At 63.7% G+C, this 16,908-nt stretch carries 21 protein-coding genes, 1 tRNA gene and 1 pseudogene; 13 read left to right on the forward strand and 10 right to left on the reverse strand.

From position 1 onward, the window contains the following. Positions 1-61: 61 nt before the first annotated feature. Positions 62-511 (reverse strand): annotated as a pseudogene (locus CSW63_RS17720) (integrase core domain-containing protein); the annotation flags it as partial. Positions 512-537: 26 nt separating this feature from the next. Between CSW63_RS17720 and CSW63_RS17725 the strand changes: the two are divergent. Beyond that, entirely contained in the window at positions 538-888 is a 351-nt protein-coding gene (locus CSW63_RS17725) for a hypothetical protein (protein ID WP_246842029.1), read from the forward strand. Here CSW63_RS17725 and CSW63_RS17730 read toward each other — a convergent pair. Together CSW63_RS17730 and CSW63_RS17735 are read right to left on the reverse strand one after the other, a co-directional pair. Beyond that, positions 885-1,085: an AlpA family transcriptional regulator gene (locus CSW63_RS17730; RefSeq protein WP_099503143.1), complete on the reverse strand. Its 201-nt coding sequence runs from the start codon at positions 1,083-1,085 to the stop codon at positions 885-887. The genes CSW63_RS17725 and CSW63_RS17730 overlap by 4 nt on opposite strands. A 211-nt stretch (positions 1,086-1,296) precedes the next feature. After that, positions 1,297-1,533, reverse strand: coding sequence for a transcriptional regulator (locus CSW63_RS17735; RefSeq protein WP_246842030.1), 237 nt, complete (start codon positions 1,531-1,533; stop codon positions 1,297-1,299). A 93-nt stretch (positions 1,534-1,626) separates the two neighbouring features. Between CSW63_RS17735 and CSW63_RS17740 the strand changes: the two genes are divergently transcribed. The 4 genes from CSW63_RS17740 to CSW63_RS17755 all read left to right on the forward strand — a co-directional run bounded on the left by CSW63_RS17740 (position 1,627) and on the right by CSW63_RS17755 (position 3,407). Beyond that, positions 1,627-2,124 (forward strand): hypothetical protein, encoded by a 498-nt coding sequence (locus tag CSW63_RS17740; RefSeq protein ID WP_099503139.1) that lies wholly within the window; start codon positions 1,627-1,629, stop codon positions 2,122-2,124. Then, complete coding sequence (locus tag CSW63_RS17745; protein ID WP_099503137.1) at positions 2,121-2,582, forward strand: hypothetical protein; 462 nt, start codon at positions 2,121-2,123, stop codon at positions 2,580-2,582. The genes CSW63_RS17740 and CSW63_RS17745 overlap by 4 nt, the downstream gene beginning before the upstream one ends. 110 nt (positions 2,583-2,692) lie before the next feature. Continuing rightward, positions 2,693-2,920 carry a sigma factor-like helix-turn-helix DNA-binding protein gene (locus CSW63_RS17750; RefSeq protein WP_246842031.1) on the forward strand — a complete coding sequence of 76 codons (228 nt, stop codon included), beginning with the start codon at positions 2,693-2,695 and terminating at the stop codon, positions 2,918-2,920. Continuing rightward, a complete protein-coding gene (locus CSW63_RS17755; RefSeq protein WP_099503135.1) occupies positions 2,913-3,407 on the forward strand; it encodes a hypothetical protein in 495 nt (164 codons plus the stop codon). Before CSW63_RS17750 ends, CSW63_RS17755 begins: the two co-directional genes overlap by 8 nt. Positions 3,408-3,697: 290 nt before the next feature. Here the strand turns inward: CSW63_RS17755 and CSW63_RS17760 are convergent, their stop codons facing one another. After that, on the reverse strand, positions 3,698-3,946 hold the full coding sequence (locus CSW63_RS17760) for a hypothetical protein (protein WP_099503133.1): 249 nt from the start codon (positions 3,944-3,946) through the stop codon (positions 3,698-3,700). Between the two features lie 156 nt (positions 3,947-4,102). Between CSW63_RS17760 and CSW63_RS17765 the strand changes: the two genes are divergently transcribed. After that, positions 4,103-4,531: a helix-turn-helix domain-containing protein gene (locus CSW63_RS17765; protein WP_099503961.1), complete on the forward strand. Its 429-nt coding sequence runs from the start codon at positions 4,103-4,105 to the stop codon at positions 4,529-4,531. Between the two features lie 9 nt (positions 4,532-4,540). Here CSW63_RS17765 and CSW63_RS17770 read toward each other — a convergent pair whose 3' ends face one another. Together CSW63_RS17770 and CSW63_RS17775 are read right to left on the reverse strand one after the other, a co-directional pair. Then, the gene (locus CSW63_RS17770) at positions 4,541-4,789 is read right to left on the reverse strand and encodes a conjugal transfer protein TraD (RefSeq protein ID WP_099503131.1); all 249 of its coding nucleotides are present in this window, start codon (positions 4,787-4,789) and stop codon (positions 4,541-4,543) included. Positions 4,790-4,844: 55 nt separating this feature from the next. Beyond that, the gene (locus CSW63_RS17775; RefSeq protein ID WP_099503129.1) at positions 4,845-5,111 is read right to left on the reverse strand and encodes a conjugal transfer protein TraD; all 267 of its coding nucleotides are present in this window, start codon (positions 5,109-5,111) and stop codon (positions 4,845-4,847) included. Positions 5,112-5,283: 172 nt separating this feature from the next. On the opposite strand from CSW63_RS17775, the gene traA reads away from it, so the two are divergent. After that, positions 5,284-8,142 carry a Ti-type conjugative transfer relaxase TraA gene (traA, locus tag CSW63_RS17780; protein WP_099503127.1) on the forward strand — a complete coding sequence of 953 codons (2,859 nt, stop codon included), beginning with the start codon at positions 5,284-5,286 and terminating at the stop codon, positions 8,140-8,142. A gap of 10 nt (positions 8,143-8,152) precedes the next feature. Then, positions 8,153-8,746: a DUF6118 family protein gene (locus tag CSW63_RS17785; protein WP_246842032.1), complete on the forward strand. Its 594-nt coding sequence runs from the start codon at positions 8,153-8,155 to the stop codon at positions 8,744-8,746. A 13-nt stretch (positions 8,747-8,759) separates the two neighbouring features. On the opposite strand, the gene CSW63_RS17790 is transcribed toward CSW63_RS17785, so the two are convergent. Both CSW63_RS17790 and CSW63_RS17795 read right to left on the reverse strand, forming a co-directional pair. Then, positions 8,760-9,563 (reverse strand): DUF2971 domain-containing protein, encoded by an 804-nt coding sequence (locus CSW63_RS17790; RefSeq protein WP_099503125.1) that lies wholly within the window; start codon positions 9,561-9,563, stop codon positions 8,760-8,762. A 61-nt stretch (positions 9,564-9,624) separates the two neighbouring features. After that, positions 9,625-11,337: a hypothetical protein gene (locus tag CSW63_RS17795; RefSeq protein ID WP_099503123.1), complete on the reverse strand. Its 1,713-nt coding sequence runs from the start codon at positions 11,335-11,337 to the stop codon at positions 9,625-9,627. Between the two features lie 96 nt (positions 11,338-11,433). On the opposite strand from CSW63_RS17795, the gene CSW63_RS17800 reads away from it, so the two are divergent. Then, positions 11,434-11,688, forward strand: coding sequence for a hypothetical protein (locus CSW63_RS17800; protein WP_099503121.1), 255 nt, complete (start codon positions 11,434-11,436; stop codon positions 11,686-11,688). Between the two features lie 409 nt (positions 11,689-12,097). Here CSW63_RS17800 and CSW63_RS17805 read toward each other — a convergent pair. Then, a tRNA-Ser gene (locus CSW63_RS17805) sits at positions 12,098-12,187 on the reverse strand. Between the two features lie 155 nt (positions 12,188-12,342). On the opposite strand from CSW63_RS17805, the gene msrA reads away from it, so the two are divergent. Together msrA and CSW63_RS17815 are read left to right on the forward strand one after the other, a co-directional pair. Further along, positions 12,343-12,996, forward strand: coding sequence for a peptide-methionine (S)-S-oxide reductase MsrA (gene msrA, locus CSW63_RS17810; protein ID WP_062098139.1), 654 nt, complete (start codon positions 12,343-12,345; stop codon positions 12,994-12,996). Beyond that, the gene (locus CSW63_RS17815) at positions 12,996-13,340 is read left to right on the forward strand and encodes an MmcQ/YjbR family DNA-binding protein (RefSeq protein ID WP_062098141.1); all 345 of its coding nucleotides are present in this window, start codon (positions 12,996-12,998) and stop codon (positions 13,338-13,340) included. Before msrA ends, CSW63_RS17815 begins: the two co-directional genes overlap by 1 nt. Here CSW63_RS17815 and CSW63_RS17820 read toward each other — a convergent pair. Beyond that, on the reverse strand, positions 13,333-13,965 hold the full coding sequence (locus CSW63_RS17820) for a TetR/AcrR family transcriptional regulator (protein WP_062098142.1): 633 nt from the start codon (positions 13,963-13,965) through the stop codon (positions 13,333-13,335). The genes CSW63_RS17815 and CSW63_RS17820 overlap by 8 nt on opposite strands. Positions 13,966-14,145: 180 nt before the next feature. Here CSW63_RS17820 and CSW63_RS17825 point away from each other — a divergent pair, with 180 nt between their 5' ends. Continuing rightward, a complete protein-coding gene (locus CSW63_RS17825) occupies positions 14,146-14,331 on the forward strand; it encodes a hypothetical protein (protein WP_082749645.1) in 186 nt (61 codons plus the stop codon). Next, positions 14,328-16,820 carry a TonB-dependent receptor gene (locus CSW63_RS17830; protein WP_062098143.1) on the forward strand — a complete coding sequence of 831 codons (2,493 nt, stop codon included), beginning with the start codon at positions 14,328-14,330 and terminating at the stop codon, positions 16,818-16,820. Before CSW63_RS17825 ends, CSW63_RS17830 begins: the two co-directional genes overlap by 4 nt. Positions 16,821-16,908 lie beyond the last annotated feature (88 nt).

A 16,908-nucleotide genomic window follows, 5' to 3' on the forward strand; every position in this document is an offset into this window, starting at 1 on the left:
CCTGGGTTGATTTGACCTTGCCCCCAACCTTGGACCAGGTCGGGCCGGGATTTCTCGCCGGTCAGGCGCCGGGCGGGCCATATGGCCCGGCGCCGTTCATCAGCTCGATCGGGCACTTGTCGCCAATCGCGCGGTGGGGACGATGTTCATTATAGTCCCTACGCCAAGCCTCGCATTTTGAACGGGCGTCGTCGAGGGACATGAACCAGGCGGTGTTCAGGCATTCGGCCCGGACCTTGCCGTTGAAGGATTCCGCGAAGGCGTTGTCCGTCGGCTTGCCAGGCCGGCTGAAGTCCAAGGTGACGCCGCGCTGATAGGCCCAAAGATCCAAGTCACGGGAGACAAATTCCGGGCCGTTGTCGACCCGTATGGTCTTGGGATAACCCACCACCTTGCCGGCCCGATCGAGGGTCTCGACAACGTCGTGAGCCTTGTAGGCGAAGCGGGGATCCAGGGCCGGCGAGAACCGGCTGAAGGTGTCGATGACCGCCAGAATGCGGATCTTGCGGCCATCGCGTTCCCCTCTCGGGCCACGTGATGAACATCATCGCGGAACGACTTGAGGCTGGGTCGGTTGGTCATGTTTTCCCAGGCGCGACGTCCACGCCGGCGCTGTCCCACATGGCCATGGCGATGCTGCTGCGGAGAATGAAAAGCGACATCACCGTCCACGGCTTCAGGTCAACGTTCCGCGATTGGGCCTCGGAAACGACGGGCTTCTCGCACGAGGTGTGCGAGATGGCCTTAGCCCATACAATCGCCAACAAGGCGGAGGCCGCCTACCGGCGCGGCGACCTGTTCGACAAGCGCCGCAAGCTGATGGAAGCGTGGGCTGGCTACTGCTCTACCCCGAAGAGCGGAAAGGTCGTGGCCTTGCGCCAGGGTTAGCCGACATCCGGCCGGTAGTTCGCCGGATCGGCAATCCAGCGATTGATCGCGGACTCCCGCCACCCCGCACCGTGAACGCTGATCGGGACCTGGCGAGGAAAGGTGCCCTCGCCGATCTTCCGATAGAGGGTCGAGCGGCTGAGGCCCGTGCGCGCCAGCACGGTCTTGAGGCGGACGATGCGGTCGAGATCGGCCATCGTTTCAAGCTCCACAGACTGGGATCTGAAGGCATTCGATGAGCCAGAATTGGATTGCTCGCCGCTGGCGGCAAGACCTCGCGGAGCCAGATCGTACTCCAGGAAACAAAGACAGGCTCTAGGCGCCTCTAGCGAAGGTGAGAACGTACCTCCATGCGTCCTCTCGCACCCCGGCGTTGCCAATTTCGCCCTGCGAACCGGAATAGCTCCGCTATTTTTTCAGGCGCACGCCGGCGCCGAGGAAGTCATCCTCGGCCTGAAACACGATGCCCGCATCTTCCAGCGCCCGCCTTACAGCCTGGGCGTTAGCCGCCGTACTGCGTTCAGGTCCCAGCGTTTCCATACGCCGGATGGTATGGAGGCTGAGTCCAGAAGCCTCGGCGAGCTTCGGCCCATTCCAATCGAGCAGGCCGCGAGCAGCCCTCATTTGGCCCGCGGAAATTTTCAAGTTGTCATCTTTAGTGTGAAGTGGCACTTTTAGCTGGACTTGATGCTGTGAACACGGTACAAAGCGACTAATACACATCAAAGGTCAGAGGTCATGAGTCCGCGTCGAAAGACGGGGCGCGAACCTGCGCGCCCACGTGAGCCCTCAAGGCGGGCTCTGCTAGCAAGCCTTTCGGCCGCGCCTCTGATTAGCGACGCTTCCGCGGCGCGCGCTCGGATCGATCCTGGAATCGATACCTGCCATCGCTGGCTCGACGTCGACGCAGAGCAGCGCCGTCTTCAGCTTGAATGGGGCACCCTGGAAGGCTGGCTGATCGCCCACCGCAATTGGTACAAACTGTCGCCGGCCCAGCAATCCGCAGTCCCCGAAGGCGCCAGGCTCGCTGAAATTGACGCACGGCTCGATGTGCTGGAGGTCGAGGGACACGCGCTCCTTAAGGCCATGCGGCCGAAGCCAGCCAAGAGCGTCGAGGCCGTCATCGCTAACCTGTCCGTGGCGGCGCGCCTGATCTTCGTGGAGGACCACCCCGAAGCGCACGGATTGATCACCCGCGCCGTCCGCGACCTCGCCGCCTTCTCCGGTGGAAAGTGACCCTCCGCGTCGCCCGGCGGCGCGATGGCGCCGACCGCCCGCTGGCGGCGGCGTTCCGTCGTAACGCCACCGGCTTCCTTGAAGGCGCCGAGGCGGCGCTGCCGCGATACCCAGAGGCGACGCGCTACTTCCTAGCCATCGCCATCGAACTGGCGCTGAAGGCTTACCTGCTCGACCGAGGGATCAGCGACGACTGGAACCGCGTCTATCTCCGGCACGATCTGGCCAAGACGCTGAGGTTCACGCGACGCGCCGGCTTCAACGGCGCCCCTGCCGGGGTTGCCGAATTGGCCGCGCTCTTAGGCCCTTACTACCAAGTCCATGGCATCTCGCGGATGCCGCCGGACGAGATTGCGTCCGTATGCTGGCGTCAGGCCTGCACGACGGTCCGCGACCTGATCGTCGCCGTTGGCGAGGCGGCCAGGCGGCGTGGCTCCAGTGGAGAGGACGCGGCGTGATGGCCCGTTTTCGCCTGCCTTGGCCGCTTGTCGCAAGCCACTGGTGGCGCTGGCGATATCCCCGTCTCTGGCGCGGCCGGATCTTCAATCCACACAACACCTAGCAGGTTATGTCCTACGCGGTGCTGCGCCTTCGCCAGGCGACGCGGGATGTCTTCCTGCTCAATCACATTCAGGCGCTCGACTACGCGCTGATCGCTCGCCACCTGGGGCTTTCCGTCGCCGACGTTCAGGCGGGCCTGGCCGACGCGCTCTGCGAGATTTCCCGCATGGTCGACCTAATCGAGCGCGTCCGCCCTCCAACCAAACTGTCCAAAGCGGAGCATCCCGATGTCTGACGACAAGGGGCCATTCGCCGTATCGCGGCGTGTCGTGATCGGCGCCGCCAGCGCGGTGCCCGTAGTCAGTGGCGCCGGCGGCGTCGCACCGGCCGACCCCGTCGTGGCGCGCTGCGCCGAGTGGACGGCGCTCGACGCCGAGATCGATCGCTTGGGCCTGCGCTGGTCGGACTTGGAGACCATCCTGGTCCGACAGAAGCGGTGGGAGCGCATGACGCCTGAAGAGCGCGGGGAGCTGTTGCCCTCAGAAGAGATGGACGCCATCGACAAGCAGCTTGAACCCCTGTTCGAGCAGCGAGAGGCGTGGCTGGAGGTTCTTCCTGCTATGCACGCCAGCGACTTGCATGGCGTCGCTGCCAAGCTGGAAGTGGCGCTGAGAGTCATGGTTCACCAGCAGGGCGAGGGCTACGACCTCTTCAAGGCGACGATGGAGGAGCTACGCACCGCGCGCTGTCCGAATTGCGGGGCGCCCGTTTGCAAGCGCTAGCCGCGCCACCCAAGGCAACCGCCTTGCCCACCCCAACCTGCGGGAGCCAGGACCGGAACGGTCGGTGCTCGCCCTGGAGCGCTTGGGGAGCCTCTGCCGGGCGGGATGGTGCGGGTCAAGGGCGGCTTCGCCGTCGCTCCGCGATGCGCCCGTAGGGCGCACCCTTGACGCGCGCCAGCCCGTCCGGCCCTTGTTCCACCAAGCGATCCAGGGCGTCTTGTCTCCGAGCGAAGGTCAGGGATGACCGCAAGCACTGGGGCCAGCCGGACAGGCCCAGCCTAGCGGGCGGGTCAGCGCACGCGCTTGAAGCGGACGCGGTCCTTGCCGGCGATGAGAAAGGCGTCATAGCCAGCGTCGCCCCACGCCTTGCGCTGCACATGGCTCGTGTAGGGATCGGTGGTGTTGGCCCACCACTGTTGGCGGGCCGCGCTCTTGGGGAGCATGGCGCCCAGGATGCGTTCGATCTCGACGAAGGTCAGCTCGAGTTCGTCTTGACGCTGGCGGCGCAGATGACCCGACAGGGGATCGTATTTGGACATTCCCGAGCATCGCCGATTGGTCCGGACACGTCGAATCCGCACGCGACGAGCGCGACTGGAGAACGACCTTGAAAAGCTACGCTTGCGGGCGTTTCTGCGTCGCAAGCACTTTCCCGGATCGTCGGCGTTGCCGACGAACCGACCATGGAGACTTTCGTGACCGATACGCCTGAAGCCCGCACGCCCAACGTCGTCGACATCCACGTCGGAGGCCGCGTGCGCATGCGCCGCAAGATGCTGGGTATCAGCCAGGAAACGCTCGCTGACGCGCTGAAGCTCACCTTCCAGCAGGTTCAGAAGTACGAGCGCGGCGCCAACCGCGTCAGTGCCAGCAAGCTCTATGATATCGCCAAGACGCTCCAGGTCCCGGTGTCGTTCTTCTTCGACGGCCTCGCTGACCCGATGACCGACGAGGTCGACGAGGTCGGTGCCGCTGCCGAGCGCGTCATTACCGAGTTCCTGAACACGCCCGAAGGCCTGGAACTGGCCGAGATGTTCCCGAAGATCGGTCGGAGCCGCGTCCGTCGCCAGGTCCTCGATCTCGTGCGCGCCATGGCCGACGAGAAAGGCCGCGATAAGGCCTGACAATACTCTTTAGCGGATCTCCGACGCCGGGCGGGATTCAGTCTCGAATGCCCGCTTTCCGCCACGCCGCCAGAGCGCCAGGGTGTGCTCGGCATCGTCGGCCTTGAGCATGTTCGCCAGGAACGTGAAGGCCCCGTAGAGCGCGGCGCGATCATCGCGGGTCAGTTCGACGAGGCCAGACTTCTGCACCAGGCCTCCCAGCTCGATCAGGTGGCGGGTTCGCTCGCGCCGCTTCACCACCCAGGCCCGCGTGTCCATGCGGGCTCGCCACGCTTCCAGGCGGTGGCGCGCGGCCCTCGTTCGGCGCTCGGCGTCATTGTTCGCCGCCAGCACTTGCCGGAGCGCCGTCCTTGCCGCCGCGAAAGAACCCCGCGCCGCGCTTCCTCCAGCCTTCCTTGCGAGCGGCGTTCCCGGCGTCGGCCAGATCCAGCAGTCCGCCGGCCAGAGTATCGATGTCGAGGGCGTCGGCGCCCGTGGCGATCACCAGCTCGCCAAGCTGCCGAACCTTACGATCCTTCAGGATCCTGGCCTTGTCTTCGAGGCTCTTGAGTTCAGCGTCGAAGTCTCGTGGTTTTCGCATCCCAAGTCTCCAGGTTTCGATGATGCGCTGATCGTAAAGCAGACGGTCCGGGAATGCTGTAAGGTCGCCGGAACACATTGGGACGGGCCGGTCCCTCCCGAGATTCTTTCTTGGGAGGGCGCGCTTATACGTCGTGCCGACGTGCGCTCAGGGTAGTAGGTGGTCTGTCGCCATGGCGATCTACCACCTCAGCGTCAAAGTCATCAGCCGCGCCACCGGGGCCAGCGCCGTGGCCTCGGCCGCCTATCGCTCCGCCAGCCGGCTGCACGACGAGCGGCTCGACCGCGACCACGACTTCACAAACAAGAGCGGTGTTGTCCATTCCGAGATCATGCTGCCGGACGGCGCGCCCGAGCAGCTTTCCGACCGCACGATGCTGTGGAACACGGTCGAGGCCGGCGAAAAGCGCAAGGACGCCCAGCTCTCCCGCGAGGTCGAATTCGCCATTCCGCGTGAGATGGACCAGGCCCAAGGCATCGCGCTGGCCCGCGACTTCGTCCAGCGCGAGATGGTCGATCGCGGCATGGTCGCCGACCTCAATGTGCATTGGGACATTGGCCCCGATGGTCTCGCCAAGCCCCACGCCCACGTCATGTTGTCGATGCGGGAGGTCGGCGAAGACGGCTTCGGCGCCAAGGTCCGCGACTGGAACCGCACCGAGCTGGTCGAGCACTGGCGCGAGGCCTGGGCCGACCACGTCAACGAGCGGCTGGCGCAACTCGATATCGACGCGCGGATCGATCACCGCAGCCTGGAAGAACAGGGCATCGACCTTGAGCCACAGCATAAAATAGGTCCGGCGGCCGGGCGCATGGCCGGCGAGGGTCTGGAGGCCGAGCGGTTCGAAGATCATCACCGCATCGCGCGCGAGAATGGCGACAAGATCATCGCCGATCCGCGCATTGCCCTGGACGCCATCACCCACCAGCAGGCGACGTTTAAACAGCAGGATTTGGCGAAGTTCATCCACCGCCACTCGGACGGCAAGGATCAGTTCGACCGGGCCATGAGCGCGGTGCGGACCTCGCCCGAGTTGGTGGCGCTGGGCCAGGACGGGCGCGGCCAGGACCGTTTTACCAGCCGCGATATGATCGCTGTCGAGGATCGGCTGCATCGCGCTAGCGAAGTGATGGCGGAACGTCGGGCGCACGGCGTCAGCGCGTCGCAGCAACGGCGCGCCCTGGCGCGCGCCGAGCAGCGTGGTCTCGTTCTGTCCGGCGAGCAGAAGGCCGGGTTCGAGCACGTCACCGAGGGGCGCGATCTCGGCGTCGTCGTCGGCTATGCCGGCACCGGCAAGTCAGCGCTCCTGGGTGTCGCCCGCGAGGCCTGGGAGGACGCCGGCTATCGCGTTCAAGGCCTCGCGCTCTCGGGGATTGCCGCCGAGAACCTGGAAGGCGGATCGGGCATCGCTTCGCGCACGATCGCCAGCCTTGAACACCAGTGGGCGAAAGACCGCGAGTTGCTGGACGCCCGCGACGTGCTGGTGATCGACGAGGCCGGCATGATCGGCTCGCGGCAGATGGAGCGGCTGTTGTCGGCCGCCGAGAAGGCCGGCGCCAAGGTGGTGCTGGTCGGTGATCCTGAGCAGCTCCAGGCCATCGAGGCCGGCGCGGCCTTCCGGTCGATCGCCGAGCGCCATAGCCACGTCGAGATCACCCAGGTTCGTCGGCAGTACGAGGACTGGCAGCGCGACGCCACGCGGCATCTGGCCACCGGTCGGACGGGCGAGGCGCTGGACGCCTACGAGGCGCGCGGCATGGTCCACGCCGCCGAGACCCGCGACCAGGCGCGCGAGGATCTGGTCGAGCGCTGGGACCGTGAGCGTGTGGCCGAGCCGGGCAAGAGCCGGATCATCCTCACCCACACCAACGATGAGGTGCGCGAGCTGAACCTGACGGCCCGCGAGCGGCTGCGCCAGGCCGGCGCCTTGGGCGAGGACGTCACGATAAAAGCCGAGCGCGGCGAGCGTTCGTTCGCGACCGGGGATAGGCTGATGTTCCTGAAGAACGATCGCGGACTTGGCGTGAAGAACGGCATGCTCGGCGAGATCGAGCAGGTCTCGCCGACCCAGATGACCGTGCGGCTCGACGCGGGGCGATCGGTGACCGTCGACCTGAAGGATTACGCCCAGGTCGATCATGGCTACGCGGCGACCATCCATAAGAGCCAGGGCGTCACGGTCGACCGGACCCATGTGCTGGCGACGCCGGGGATGGACCGCCACGGCGCCTATGTCGCCCTGTCGCGGCACCGCGACAGCGTGCAGGTCCACTACGGCCGCGACGAGTTCGAGGGTCTGGGCAAGCTGACCCGCGTGCTGTCGCGCGAACGGGCCAAGGACATGGCCAGCGATTTCGCCGAGCGGCGCGACATCCACGTGCCGGCGTCGATGCAGGCGAAGGAATCGCCGCAGCGCCAGCGCGGGATGTTCGACGGGTTCAAGCCGGCGAGTCCAGCGTGTCAACCGACGGCGCCGGCGCGAGAGGTCGGCCAGCTCTACCGGAACCGCGCGATCGAACGCCACGCCCGCGCTACGGCGGATGTCATGCGGATGAACGCCCGCGGGTTGCCCGTGCTAGCCCACCAGCGGCGAGCGTTGGAGGAGGCGCGCGAGGGTCTGGGGAAGATCGGTCCGCACGCGGCCAAGGATCTGGAGCGAGCCTACATGCGTGAGCCCGGCTTGGCCGGTGAGGTCGCGTCGGGGCGGACGCAAATGGCGATCCGCGTCCTTCAGCTTGAGGCGGAGGTTCGGGCCGATCCGCGCCTACGGGCCGATCGGTTTGTCGAGCGCTGGCAGGGCCTGGAGCGGCAGCGCACCGCCTTCCACCGCGAGGGCGACATGACCGGCACCCGGCAGGTCAAGGAGCGCATGGGCGCCATGGCCAAGAACTTGGAGCGCGATCCGCAGATAGAGTCGCTGCTGCGCGGGCGGCGGGCCGAGCTTGGTCTGCCGCCAGAGATAGGCCGCAGCATTGGACGGGGGCTCATCGAATACCTCGGCATTGGCCGTGGGCGCGGGCTTGGCGTTTAGGAGAAGAATGATGGAGCACGGTATTGCGCCGGAAGGGCCGGTCGATGCGGCGGCGGCGTTCGAGGCGCTGCGGCGGGAGGTGGCGTTGCTGAATGTCGCTGTCGCTGGACTTGCGGCCGAGCGAGCGCACGCGCCGGACTACAACGAGACGCTGGGCGAGATCGCCAAGGGCGTGTCGGTGGCAGTCGGACGGCTGGGCAAGGTGATGACCAGTCCCGCCTTTGCCCTGAGCCCGGCGGACCTGGCGCGACAGATCGCTGCGGCTGGCGACGAGGCCAGGCGGCAGGATCGCGTGGCTTTGCATCAGGCCCAGGAAGCGCTTCAGCGCTCCGGTCGTGATCTCGATGGGTGGATTGATCGGGCGCGGCTGGCCAGCTTGCAGAACTGGCGGCTGTTACAGGCGGCGGCTGTAGGCGTCGTTGCGGGAGCGATCCTCTATGCGAGCGTCCCGACCATAATCGTCAACGCCGCGCCGGCTAGTTGGGCGTGGCCGGAGAAGAGGGCGGCGCAAATGCTACGCCGCGACATGTGGTCGGCCGGCGAGCGCTTGCTGTTGGTCGCCGATCCGGAGCGCTGGCAGAGGCTGGCGTTGCAAAAGGCCTGACCGATTGGAGCGTCTATAGGGCCATCGCATCGGCAATAGTCGTATATTCGTCAGCGCCTATTGAAAAGCTGCCAGGCAACAGGTGACATTGCAGCATCAACAAATGGGGCATCAGCTCTTTAGCGCGGTAGTAAAGCTCGTCCGATGGATGATCGTCTGAGCGGAATCCGAAGTGGATTTCCCTGATCGCCTCTCTCGGCACAGCCACGAGATACAGCGGTCTTCCATTGATATCGATGACCGTGAATTTGCCACTGGGAGTTTCGCTCTCTCCGGGCGTGACGCCCTGAAGGCATTTCACCACGCGCACTTCCTCTTCATACGACCAGCACAGCGGCTTATGCAGGAACAACCGCTGAAGCTCTTCGTAGTGGTCTTGCGGGAAATGGTGCGTGCCGCCAACTTCAATCCCTGTCGTCGGCTTGCCGATGAAGGGCTGGTTTAGCCTGCGCGAGACATAGATCACGTTGCCATACTGAGCCGGGATCAAGTTGTGTGCTTCCCCGGTCAGCCCTGCCGCGACAACATCGATCCCTATTACTAAGCCGCGATGCTGCTCGGCGTAATGCGCCCACATGAGCGGATTGGTCGGTGTGCGCGTGAGCGAGAGCACACCCGTCCTCTGCCCCCATAAAAGCTGCTTGCCCATGACGTGAATGCGTTCCGGGATGCGATCTAACGCCATGCTTCCCGATTCATCCGGATAGACGGGCGTGTCGAACGGATCGTTGAAATGCTCTGGCCGCGAGAAGCCGATCGTCGCCGTTTCGATGATCTGCTGCCCAGCTTTAAAGGGCACGTATTTGTACAGGATCATTGCAGTTCTTCAGGCACCCGGTAGAGGCGTTACGAGTTGGCCAGCATGTGAACGTTGAAAGCTATGTTTTGACCTGACGGTCGAATAGTCGCTCGATATTTTCAAGTTCATTGGCAATCAGAGCGCACAGGTAGCGAAAATTTTCGGCCAAACTGCCATGGCGTGAGATGGCTTCTTGGACGATTTCGTTGGCTTCGCTACTTCCGGCGTGGCCTTTCACCTTCGACCTTATCCGCTGAATTGTACGCAAACCCACGAGCTGAACTGACGAGCCACTTGGGTGTTCGTGAGCGATCAGCTTTTCAAGCAGCGCAATGCTCTGTTCTTTTTCAGTGTAGGCAACACCCGCTTCATCCAGCTTCTTGCGAATGAATTTGGCTTCAAAGCCCTCCACGAGGAGCTTTGAAAGATCCATATTTGCTTCACTCCACTCATCCCGGCTTGTGGTCAGCGGCTGATTTGCGCGATTGAGCAATTCGACATCACGAAGTGTCCACCATGGCGTGCGCTTATCTTTCCAGCGCCGCACGATAGACAGCACCTCTTCACGAGGCGGCATGAACGACACGAACTCACCTTTGAAGTCGTTGACAAAGGCGCGTTCGGAAATCGGGGATTTCGGCTCTTCGTTGTAAGAGAGCCAATGCAGTTGCTCAGAATACGGCAGATTTCTGAGATCACAGATATAAGCGTGAATCTGTCCGGCCTCATTCACATCGAAGCCGCGTAAACTCCATGCCGCGCGGCACTGAACGTCTCTTTCCCCGACCGTGTATTTTTCACGATCCGTTTTATACTTTGACAGCACCTCCGGGCGGAAAAATGCCGGAGAAAGCTCAAAAGGAAGAGAATTTCCGTCAGCTTCAAAATAGTTTGTAGTCGCTTTGGGATCGGTTGAGATTTCAGTTATCGTGTTATTTCGCCAGTCTTGGGCGACAAACTCGACATATCGCTTTTTCCTGCGCCCGCTCCATCCATCTTTGATGTCTTCCATGACTTCAAGGGCCGGCCTGCGAAGGCCGATGATCTGATAGCCGCGCGTATAGGCGCAATTCCCGCCCACCTTCTGGCGGTAAACTAAGCCACCCTCTTCGAAAATCTCCTCGGGACCGTCCGGCCAGCCATTAAACGACCCACGGCGCAGCAACGTGAAATCGAACATGCGGACGAGCGACGAATTCGAGACTGCGAGATATTCTTCAAGCGCAGGCCAAGAGAACGAGACGAGCAAAACCTCGTCCGAACCACGCGGGCGTATCGAGACCACATGATCTAAGTCGCCATTCTCATCAAATTTACAATAAGAATTATATTCTGGCCGCCAATGAATTCCTGCCAGATGAGTGTATTCTTGGTTCACCTCGAAATAGGTGCGGTCGTCTCCAGACCATCCTTCGAAGGTCCGACCGAAAACGAGATCCTTGCCTTGATTGAGCGCTTTGGAACCCTTGCCGTTAGCACCTCGCTCGATCCACATCTCCTCGCGCCCACCGCCATAAACGTAGCTGGCGATGCTCGTGTACGGATTGCAGCTCCAAGCTAGAAGGTCGGTTTGATCTGGCGGCGACAGAAGCTCGTTGGGAACAACCATGGAGTGGATGAACGCATACGGCCCCGATCCATAGATGACGATCTCGTCGGTGGAGGCATTTGCTCGCAGGAAGGCCAGATGCTTTCCGGCCCTAATCCAATCCGAAAAGGCAGCAGGATCAGATGGCGGCGTGTCAAGGCGAGCTATCTGCTCGGCGATTTTCGTATGCGCAAAGCTAGGCATTCGCCATTTATAGCCTATTCGCGCCTACGTTTTATATGGCTTTTGATCGCTCTTTCATTGAGCCCCATGCCGAACATCTAAACGAGCGAGAACACCATGTACGAGACCTTTGACCGCTTCCTTGCCACCGACACCTGGCACACCACCCACGACAACGACCAAGAGCGCTTCTACGTCGCCCTCAGTCAGGTGATCGATCACCCCGACTTCAACCCCGATCAAATGGGGGAATACATGCGCCGAGCGAAGAATGTGGATCGTGCATCCGAGGACGGGTTCGGACCGCGCATTGATAGCCTGGTCACGGCAGCTTGGGCGATCCGTGACTACAAGGCCGCCACGAGCACCTAACGGCAGCGCCCGCTTGAATACGCGACATCCAATCGGCGCACGGCTGGTCAGGATTGCCGTCGCGCGGGGTCTAGCGATCCGGTCATCGACGCGACCGGGGCGAGCTGGAGACCAGAAGCGCTAGAGCCCCGGCGGCGTAGCGCCCTCCCTTAAGGGGAGCGAGCGGCCCCCGAGGCATCCGGCGCGCAGACGTCATAGGGGCGGCGCCTTCATCGCACTCCCCGGATAGGGTTTCGTAGAAAAGCGTAGGTGCGCCTAGCGCGATTCTAGCCTTCGATCTTCACCTGCACCAAAGGCACTGGCAGCCGCCCATAGGGCTCGGCAGCGCCGAGGAAAGTAGGACCCATAGTGGGACCCTCACAATCAAATGCGAAAATAACTATTTAATACAATGGATTGAGAGAAGGCGTGGCGGTGAGAGAGGGATTCGAACCCTCGATAGAGTTTCCCCTATACACGCGTTCCAGGCGTGCGCCTTCAACCACTCGGCCACCTCACCAGCGCACTCGGGTCGGGGGTGGTTGAGACCCCCGGCGCGGGAAGGCGCGCAATATACTCAGGGGCTCGCCGGTAGCAAGCGCGTTGCGGGATGAAACCGTCGACGACCACGCCTATATCTGTCGCCGAAGTGTTTTCCGCCGCGAAAGGCCCGTCATGCTGTCGCTCCAAAAGACCCTCGAGCTGCCCTCCGCCGCCACCGCCCTGCCCGGTCGCGCGGCCCCGATCCCGACAGCCGACGTCCATTTCATCAACGGCCACGCGCTGAAGGGGCCCTATCCCGAGGGCCTGGAGACCGCCATCTTCGCCATGGGGTGCTTCTGGGGCGTGGAACGCGTGTTCTGGAAGGTCCCGGGCGTCTATGTGACCGCCGCCGGCTACGCCGCCGGGATCACCCCCAACCCGACCTATGAAGAGGTGTGCACCGGCCGCACCGGCCACACCGAGGTGGTGCTGGTGGTGGTCGATCCGAAGATCGTCACCTACGAGGCGCTGCTGAAAACCTTCTGGGAAAACCACGACCCGACCCAGGGGATGCGCCAGGGCAACGACATCGGCACCCAGTATCGCTCGGGGATCTATGTGACCAGCGACGCCCAGGCCGCCGCGGCTGCGGCGTCCAAGGACGCCTATCAGCAGGCTCTGTCGGCGCGGGGTCTTGGGACGATCACCACTGAAATCGAAGCCGCCGGCCCGTTCTATTTCGCCGAGGACTATCACCAGCAGTACCTGGCCAAGAACCCGAACGGCTATTGCGGCATCGGCGGCACTGGCGTGGTCTGCCCCATCGGCCTGGGCGTAGAGGGCTGATGACGCCCGAGGCGTTCGACAAGGCGTGCCTGGCCCTGCCGGGCGCGAGCCTGTCGATCCAATGGGGCGACAATCACGTGTTCAAGGTCGGCGACAAGATGTTCGCCGTGCGTGGCGCCGCGGGCGACAGCTTCTCGTTCAAGGCCTCGGACGTCGCCTTCGAGGTCCTGACCGAACCGGGGCGAGCGCGGCCCGCGCCCTATCTGGCCCGAGCCCGGTGGGTCTGGTTCGCCGATATGGCGACCGAGGACGATGCCGAGGTCGGCGACTGGCTGGCGACCGCGCATGGTCTGGTCGCCGCCAAGCTGACGCGCAAGGCGCGCGCCGCGCTGGGCCTCACCTGACCCGGGCGAGGCCAGACAACGCCGTCGTCTCCATGGCCTCCAGCAGGCGCTCGTTGGTGAGACCGGGCGTGGTCGGCGTCCACTTGGTCAGCCAGATGAGCATGCCGACCAGGAGCTGGACCACCAGGCGCGGTTCGCAGTCGGCGATCGTGCCGTCGGCCATGCCCTCCTCCAGGAAGCGCTCCAATTTCTTGGCCAGCCTTCCGGTCCAGGTGTCTATGGCCCGCTGCTGGGCCGGCTCCAGATAGGAATGGTCGCCGAAATAGAGCTGAGGTCCGTTGATCACGCCGTCTTCCAGCACGGCGCGCAGGAAACGCCGCAGCTTGCACAGGCCCGTGCCGCCGTCGGCCTCGATCGTGATCAGGATGGCCTCGAAACGCTCGAGGGAGCGTTGGTGGCCGGCATAGGCCAGCGCCTGCTTGTTGGGGAAGTAGTAGTAGAGCGCGGCATCTCGCAGATCGAGCGCCGCGGCGATGTCGGTCATCGTGGCGGCGGCGAAGCCCTTGGTGTTGATGATTTCGATGGCCGCGCGGAGGATCGCCTCGCGCTTCTTCATCGACTTCTGGCTTTGCGCCAAGGGCCTGACCTCTTCGGTCAGGACGCCAGGGTCCTCGCCCTTCGACAACCGAGTTCTCCTCCGCGACGCCGCCGGTTCTGTCGCCGGCCGAACGTCGATCGCCAACCTCCGCCGTAATGCGGCGGCGATCAATCGGATAAATTCTAACTTGCGTTAGAATATCGAGACCATGTTAAGTTCGGATCTGCAACGCTCGGGATGCAAGACCGCGCGTGCTGGGGCGATAACATGACGCAAAGCGTCCTCATCCACGGCCAGGCCACGGCGACCGTCCTCAACGGTCGGTCGGATCGGTCAGGATCGCCCTTCCCCAACGTCAACATGTCCGCCCTTCCCCAAAAGAAACCCGCGATTGCTCGAGGCGGGATGGGAAGGCGCGCGGCGCATAATAAAAAATCAGGGAGTATCTCATGAGAAACGTCCACCTGCTGGGGGTGTCGGCCCTGGCGCTCGCCATCGCTTCCCCCGCCCTGGCCCAAAGCCAGTCCAACGACAACTCGATCTCCGAGATCGTGGTCACCGCCACCAAGCGCGAACAGACGCTGCAGGACGTGCCGATCTCGGTCGCCGTCACCGGCCAACAAACGATTGAACGCGCCCAGGTGCGCGACCTGATCGACCTGCAGTCCGTCGTTCCGTCGCTGAAGGTCTCGCAGTTCAACGCGACCGGTCAGACCAACTTCGTGATCCGCGGCTTCGGTAACGGTAACGGCAACGACGGCATCGAAAGCTCGGTGGGCGTGTTCATCGACGGCGTCTACCGCTCGCGCTCGGCCGCGGCCCTGGATGACCTGCCCGAAGTCGAGCGCATCGAAGTGCTGCGCGGCCCGCAGTCGACCCTGTTCGGCAAGAACGTGTCGGCCGGCGCCATCAGCATCGTGACCAAGAAGCCGCAGTACGAGTTCGGCGGCAAGATCGAAGGCACGTACGGCAACTACAACGCCCAGCAGGTCAAGGGCACGATCACCGGCCCGCTCAGCGACACCGTCGCCGTCCGCGTCTCGGGCAGCTACAACAAGCGCGACGGCCTGTTCACCAATCTGACGACCGGCAACGACGTCAACAACCGCAACCGCTGGTCCATCCGCGGCGACGTGCTGGTCGAGCCCACCGACAAGCTGTCGATGCGCTTCATCGCCGACTACAACAAGATCAACGAGCGCTGCTGCGGCGTGTCCTCGATCCTGAACGGTCCGGCCACCCTGGCCATCGGCGCGGTGCTGCGCAAGCCGATAAGCGACACGACCAAGGTCTTCGAGCGCAATGTGATCTTCAACACCGATCCGGAGAACAACCTCTCGGGTCGCGGCTTCTCGGGCCAGATCGACTATGATCTCAGCTTCGCCAAGCTGACCTCGATCACCGCTTACCGGAACCAGAAGAACGCGTCCTTCCAGGACATCGACTTCACCGGCGCCGACATCTCCAACAACCGCACCGCCAACGAGATCAAGACGTTCACCCAGGAAATCCGCCTGGCCTCGAACAGCGAAGGTCCGTTCAACTGGCTGGTCGGCGGCTTCTTCCAGGACGAGCGTCTCGATACCGGCCGCACCGTCAGCTACGGCACGGACATCCGCTCTTATGCCGACGTGCTGTCCGGCGCGGTTCCGGCCACCCTGCTGGGCGCCCTGCCGCCGGCCCTGCGCCCGGCCCTGACCGGTCGCTCGAACCTCTACGCGATCGAGTTCCTGCAAAGCCTCGTCACGCCGTCGATCCGTCCGGGCGCCACCTACTTCCAGGCCGGCCAAGGCATCGACGACTACTACAAGATGAAGCAGCGCTCGCTCTCGCTGTTCAGCCAGTTCGACTACAAGGTCACCGAGAAGCTGACCCTGACGGGCGGTCTGGCCTATCTGAAGGACACCAAGAAGGCCCAGTCGTTCGTGACCATGAACGACCCCTTCTCGGCCCTGAACCTCGGCGCCGTGCCGCAGTTCACCGCCCTGGGCCTGCCGGGCAACATCTACAGCGCCCTGGGCGCGCTGCAGTTCTTCTACGGCAACACCACCAACCACGGCCCGGTGAACTACCCGAACGCCAACGAGTCGGGTCAGCTGAAGGGTGACAAGATCACCTACGCGATCCGCGCGGCCTATGACTTCGGCGCCATCAACGCCTATGTCAGCTACTCGACGGGCTGGAAGGCCGGCGCCTACAACCTGTCGTCCGACAGCCGTCCGCCGAACGCCAACGGCGTCGGCCGCAGCGCCAATCCGGAAGACGTCGACGTTCTGGAAGCGGGCGTGAAGGCCAACTTCCCGGGCGGCTACGCCAACGTCGCGGTGTTCCAGCAGTCGATCAAGGGCTTCCAGTCGAACGCCTTCACGGGCCTGGGCTACAGCCTGGTCAACGCCGGTGAAGAGTCGGTGCGCGGCTTCGAAATCGACAGCGCCTGGCGCCCGACCGGCTGGCTGAACCTGGGGGCTGCGGTCACCTACCTCGATCCGAAGTACGACAGCTTCACGGGCGCGGCCTGCGTGGCCTACGACACCGTGCGCTGCCCGGTCGATCCGGCCACCGGCCGCCGTCCGAACTTCCGCGATCTGACGGGTGACGCCCCGGCCGGTATTCCGAAGTGGACGTTCTCGACCTCGGCGACCGTCAACCACGAGTTCGGCGACTATCAGGCCTATGCCCGCGTCGAGTACGACTACACCAGCAAGACGCACCTGACGGAAACCACGCCGCCGAACATCGCGACCTTCGGTCAGAACCTGGTCAACGCCAGCGTCGGCGTGACCAACACGGCCAAGCAGATCGAAGTGATGCTGTGGGCCCGCAACCTGACCAAGGACGACGGTCTGATCTCGACCTTCCCGACCGTGGCCCAGGACGGCAGCTACAGCGGCTATCCGAACGCCCCGCGCACCTACGGCGTGACGGTCCGCAAGACCTTCTAAGGTCTGGCGACACCGTGAAGACCAGCGGCCCGGTCCTGCGACCGGGCCGTTTTTCTTTGCGGCGAGTGGCCTGACCACTTTCAGTTGC

The organism is Caulobacter sp. FWC26, assembly GCF_002742645.2.
Taxonomy (GTDB): Bacteria; Pseudomonadota; Alphaproteobacteria; order Caulobacterales; family Caulobacteraceae; genus Caulobacter.

What these genes read in the sequence shown, in the direction of transcription:
- CSW63_RS17785 (WP_246842032.1), top strand. Translation starts at nt 8,153, where the DNA reads ATGGAGCACGGTATTGCGCCGGAAGGGCCGGTCGATGCGGCGGCGGCG.
- CSW63_RS17775 (WP_099503129.1), bottom strand. Translation starts at nt 5,111, where the DNA reads ATGCGAAAACCACGAGACTTCGACGCTGAACTCAAGAGCCTCGAAGAC.
- CSW63_RS17725 (WP_246842029.1), top strand. Translation starts at nt 538, where the DNA reads ATGAACATCATCGCGGAACGACTTGAGGCTGGGTCGGTTGGTCATGTT.
- CSW63_RS17790 (WP_099503125.1), bottom strand. Translation starts at nt 9,563, where the DNA reads ATGATCCTGTACAAATACGTGCCCTTTAAAGCTGGGCAGCAGATCATC.
- CSW63_RS17750 (WP_246842031.1), top strand. Translation starts at nt 2,693, where the DNA reads ATGTCCTACGCGGTGCTGCGCCTTCGCCAGGCGACGCGGGATGTCTTC.
- traA (WP_099503127.1), top strand. Translation starts at nt 5,284, where the DNA reads ATGGCGATCTACCACCTCAGCGTCAAAGTCATCAGCCGCGCCACCGGG.
- CSW63_RS17815 (WP_062098141.1), top strand. Translation starts at nt 12,996, where the DNA reads ATGACGCCCGAGGCGTTCGACAAGGCGTGCCTGGCCCTGCCGGGCGCG.
- CSW63_RS17760 (WP_099503133.1), bottom strand. Translation starts at nt 3,946, where the DNA reads ATGTCCAAATACGATCCCCTGTCGGGTCATCTGCGCCGCCAGCGTCAA.
- CSW63_RS17740 (WP_099503139.1), top strand. Translation starts at nt 1,627, where the DNA reads ATGAGTCCGCGTCGAAAGACGGGGCGCGAACCTGCGCGCCCACGTGAG.
- CSW63_RS17755 (WP_099503135.1), top strand. Translation starts at nt 2,913, where the DNA reads ATGTCTGACGACAAGGGGCCATTCGCCGTATCGCGGCGTGTCGTGATC.
- CSW63_RS17770 (WP_099503131.1), bottom strand. Translation starts at nt 4,789, where the DNA reads ATGGACACGCGGGCCTGGGTGGTGAAGCGGCGCGAGCGAACCCGCCAC.
- msrA (WP_062098139.1), top strand. Translation starts at nt 12,343, where the DNA reads ATGCTGTCGCTCCAAAAGACCCTCGAGCTGCCCTCCGCCGCCACCGCC.
- CSW63_RS17800 (WP_099503121.1), top strand. Translation starts at nt 11,434, where the DNA reads ATGTACGAGACCTTTGACCGCTTCCTTGCCACCGACACCTGGCACACC.
- CSW63_RS17830 (WP_062098143.1), top strand. Translation starts at nt 14,328, where the DNA reads ATGAGAAACGTCCACCTGCTGGGGGTGTCGGCCCTGGCGCTCGCCATC.
- CSW63_RS17730 (WP_099503143.1), bottom strand. Translation starts at nt 1,085, where the DNA reads ATGGCCGATCTCGACCGCATCGTCCGCCTCAAGACCGTGCTGGCGCGC.
- CSW63_RS17795 (WP_099503123.1), bottom strand. Translation starts at nt 11,337, where the DNA reads ATGCCTAGCTTTGCGCATACGAAAATCGCCGAGCAGATAGCTCGCCTT.
- CSW63_RS17825 (WP_082749645.1), top strand. Translation starts at nt 14,146, where the DNA reads ATGACGCAAAGCGTCCTCATCCACGGCCAGGCCACGGCGACCGTCCTC.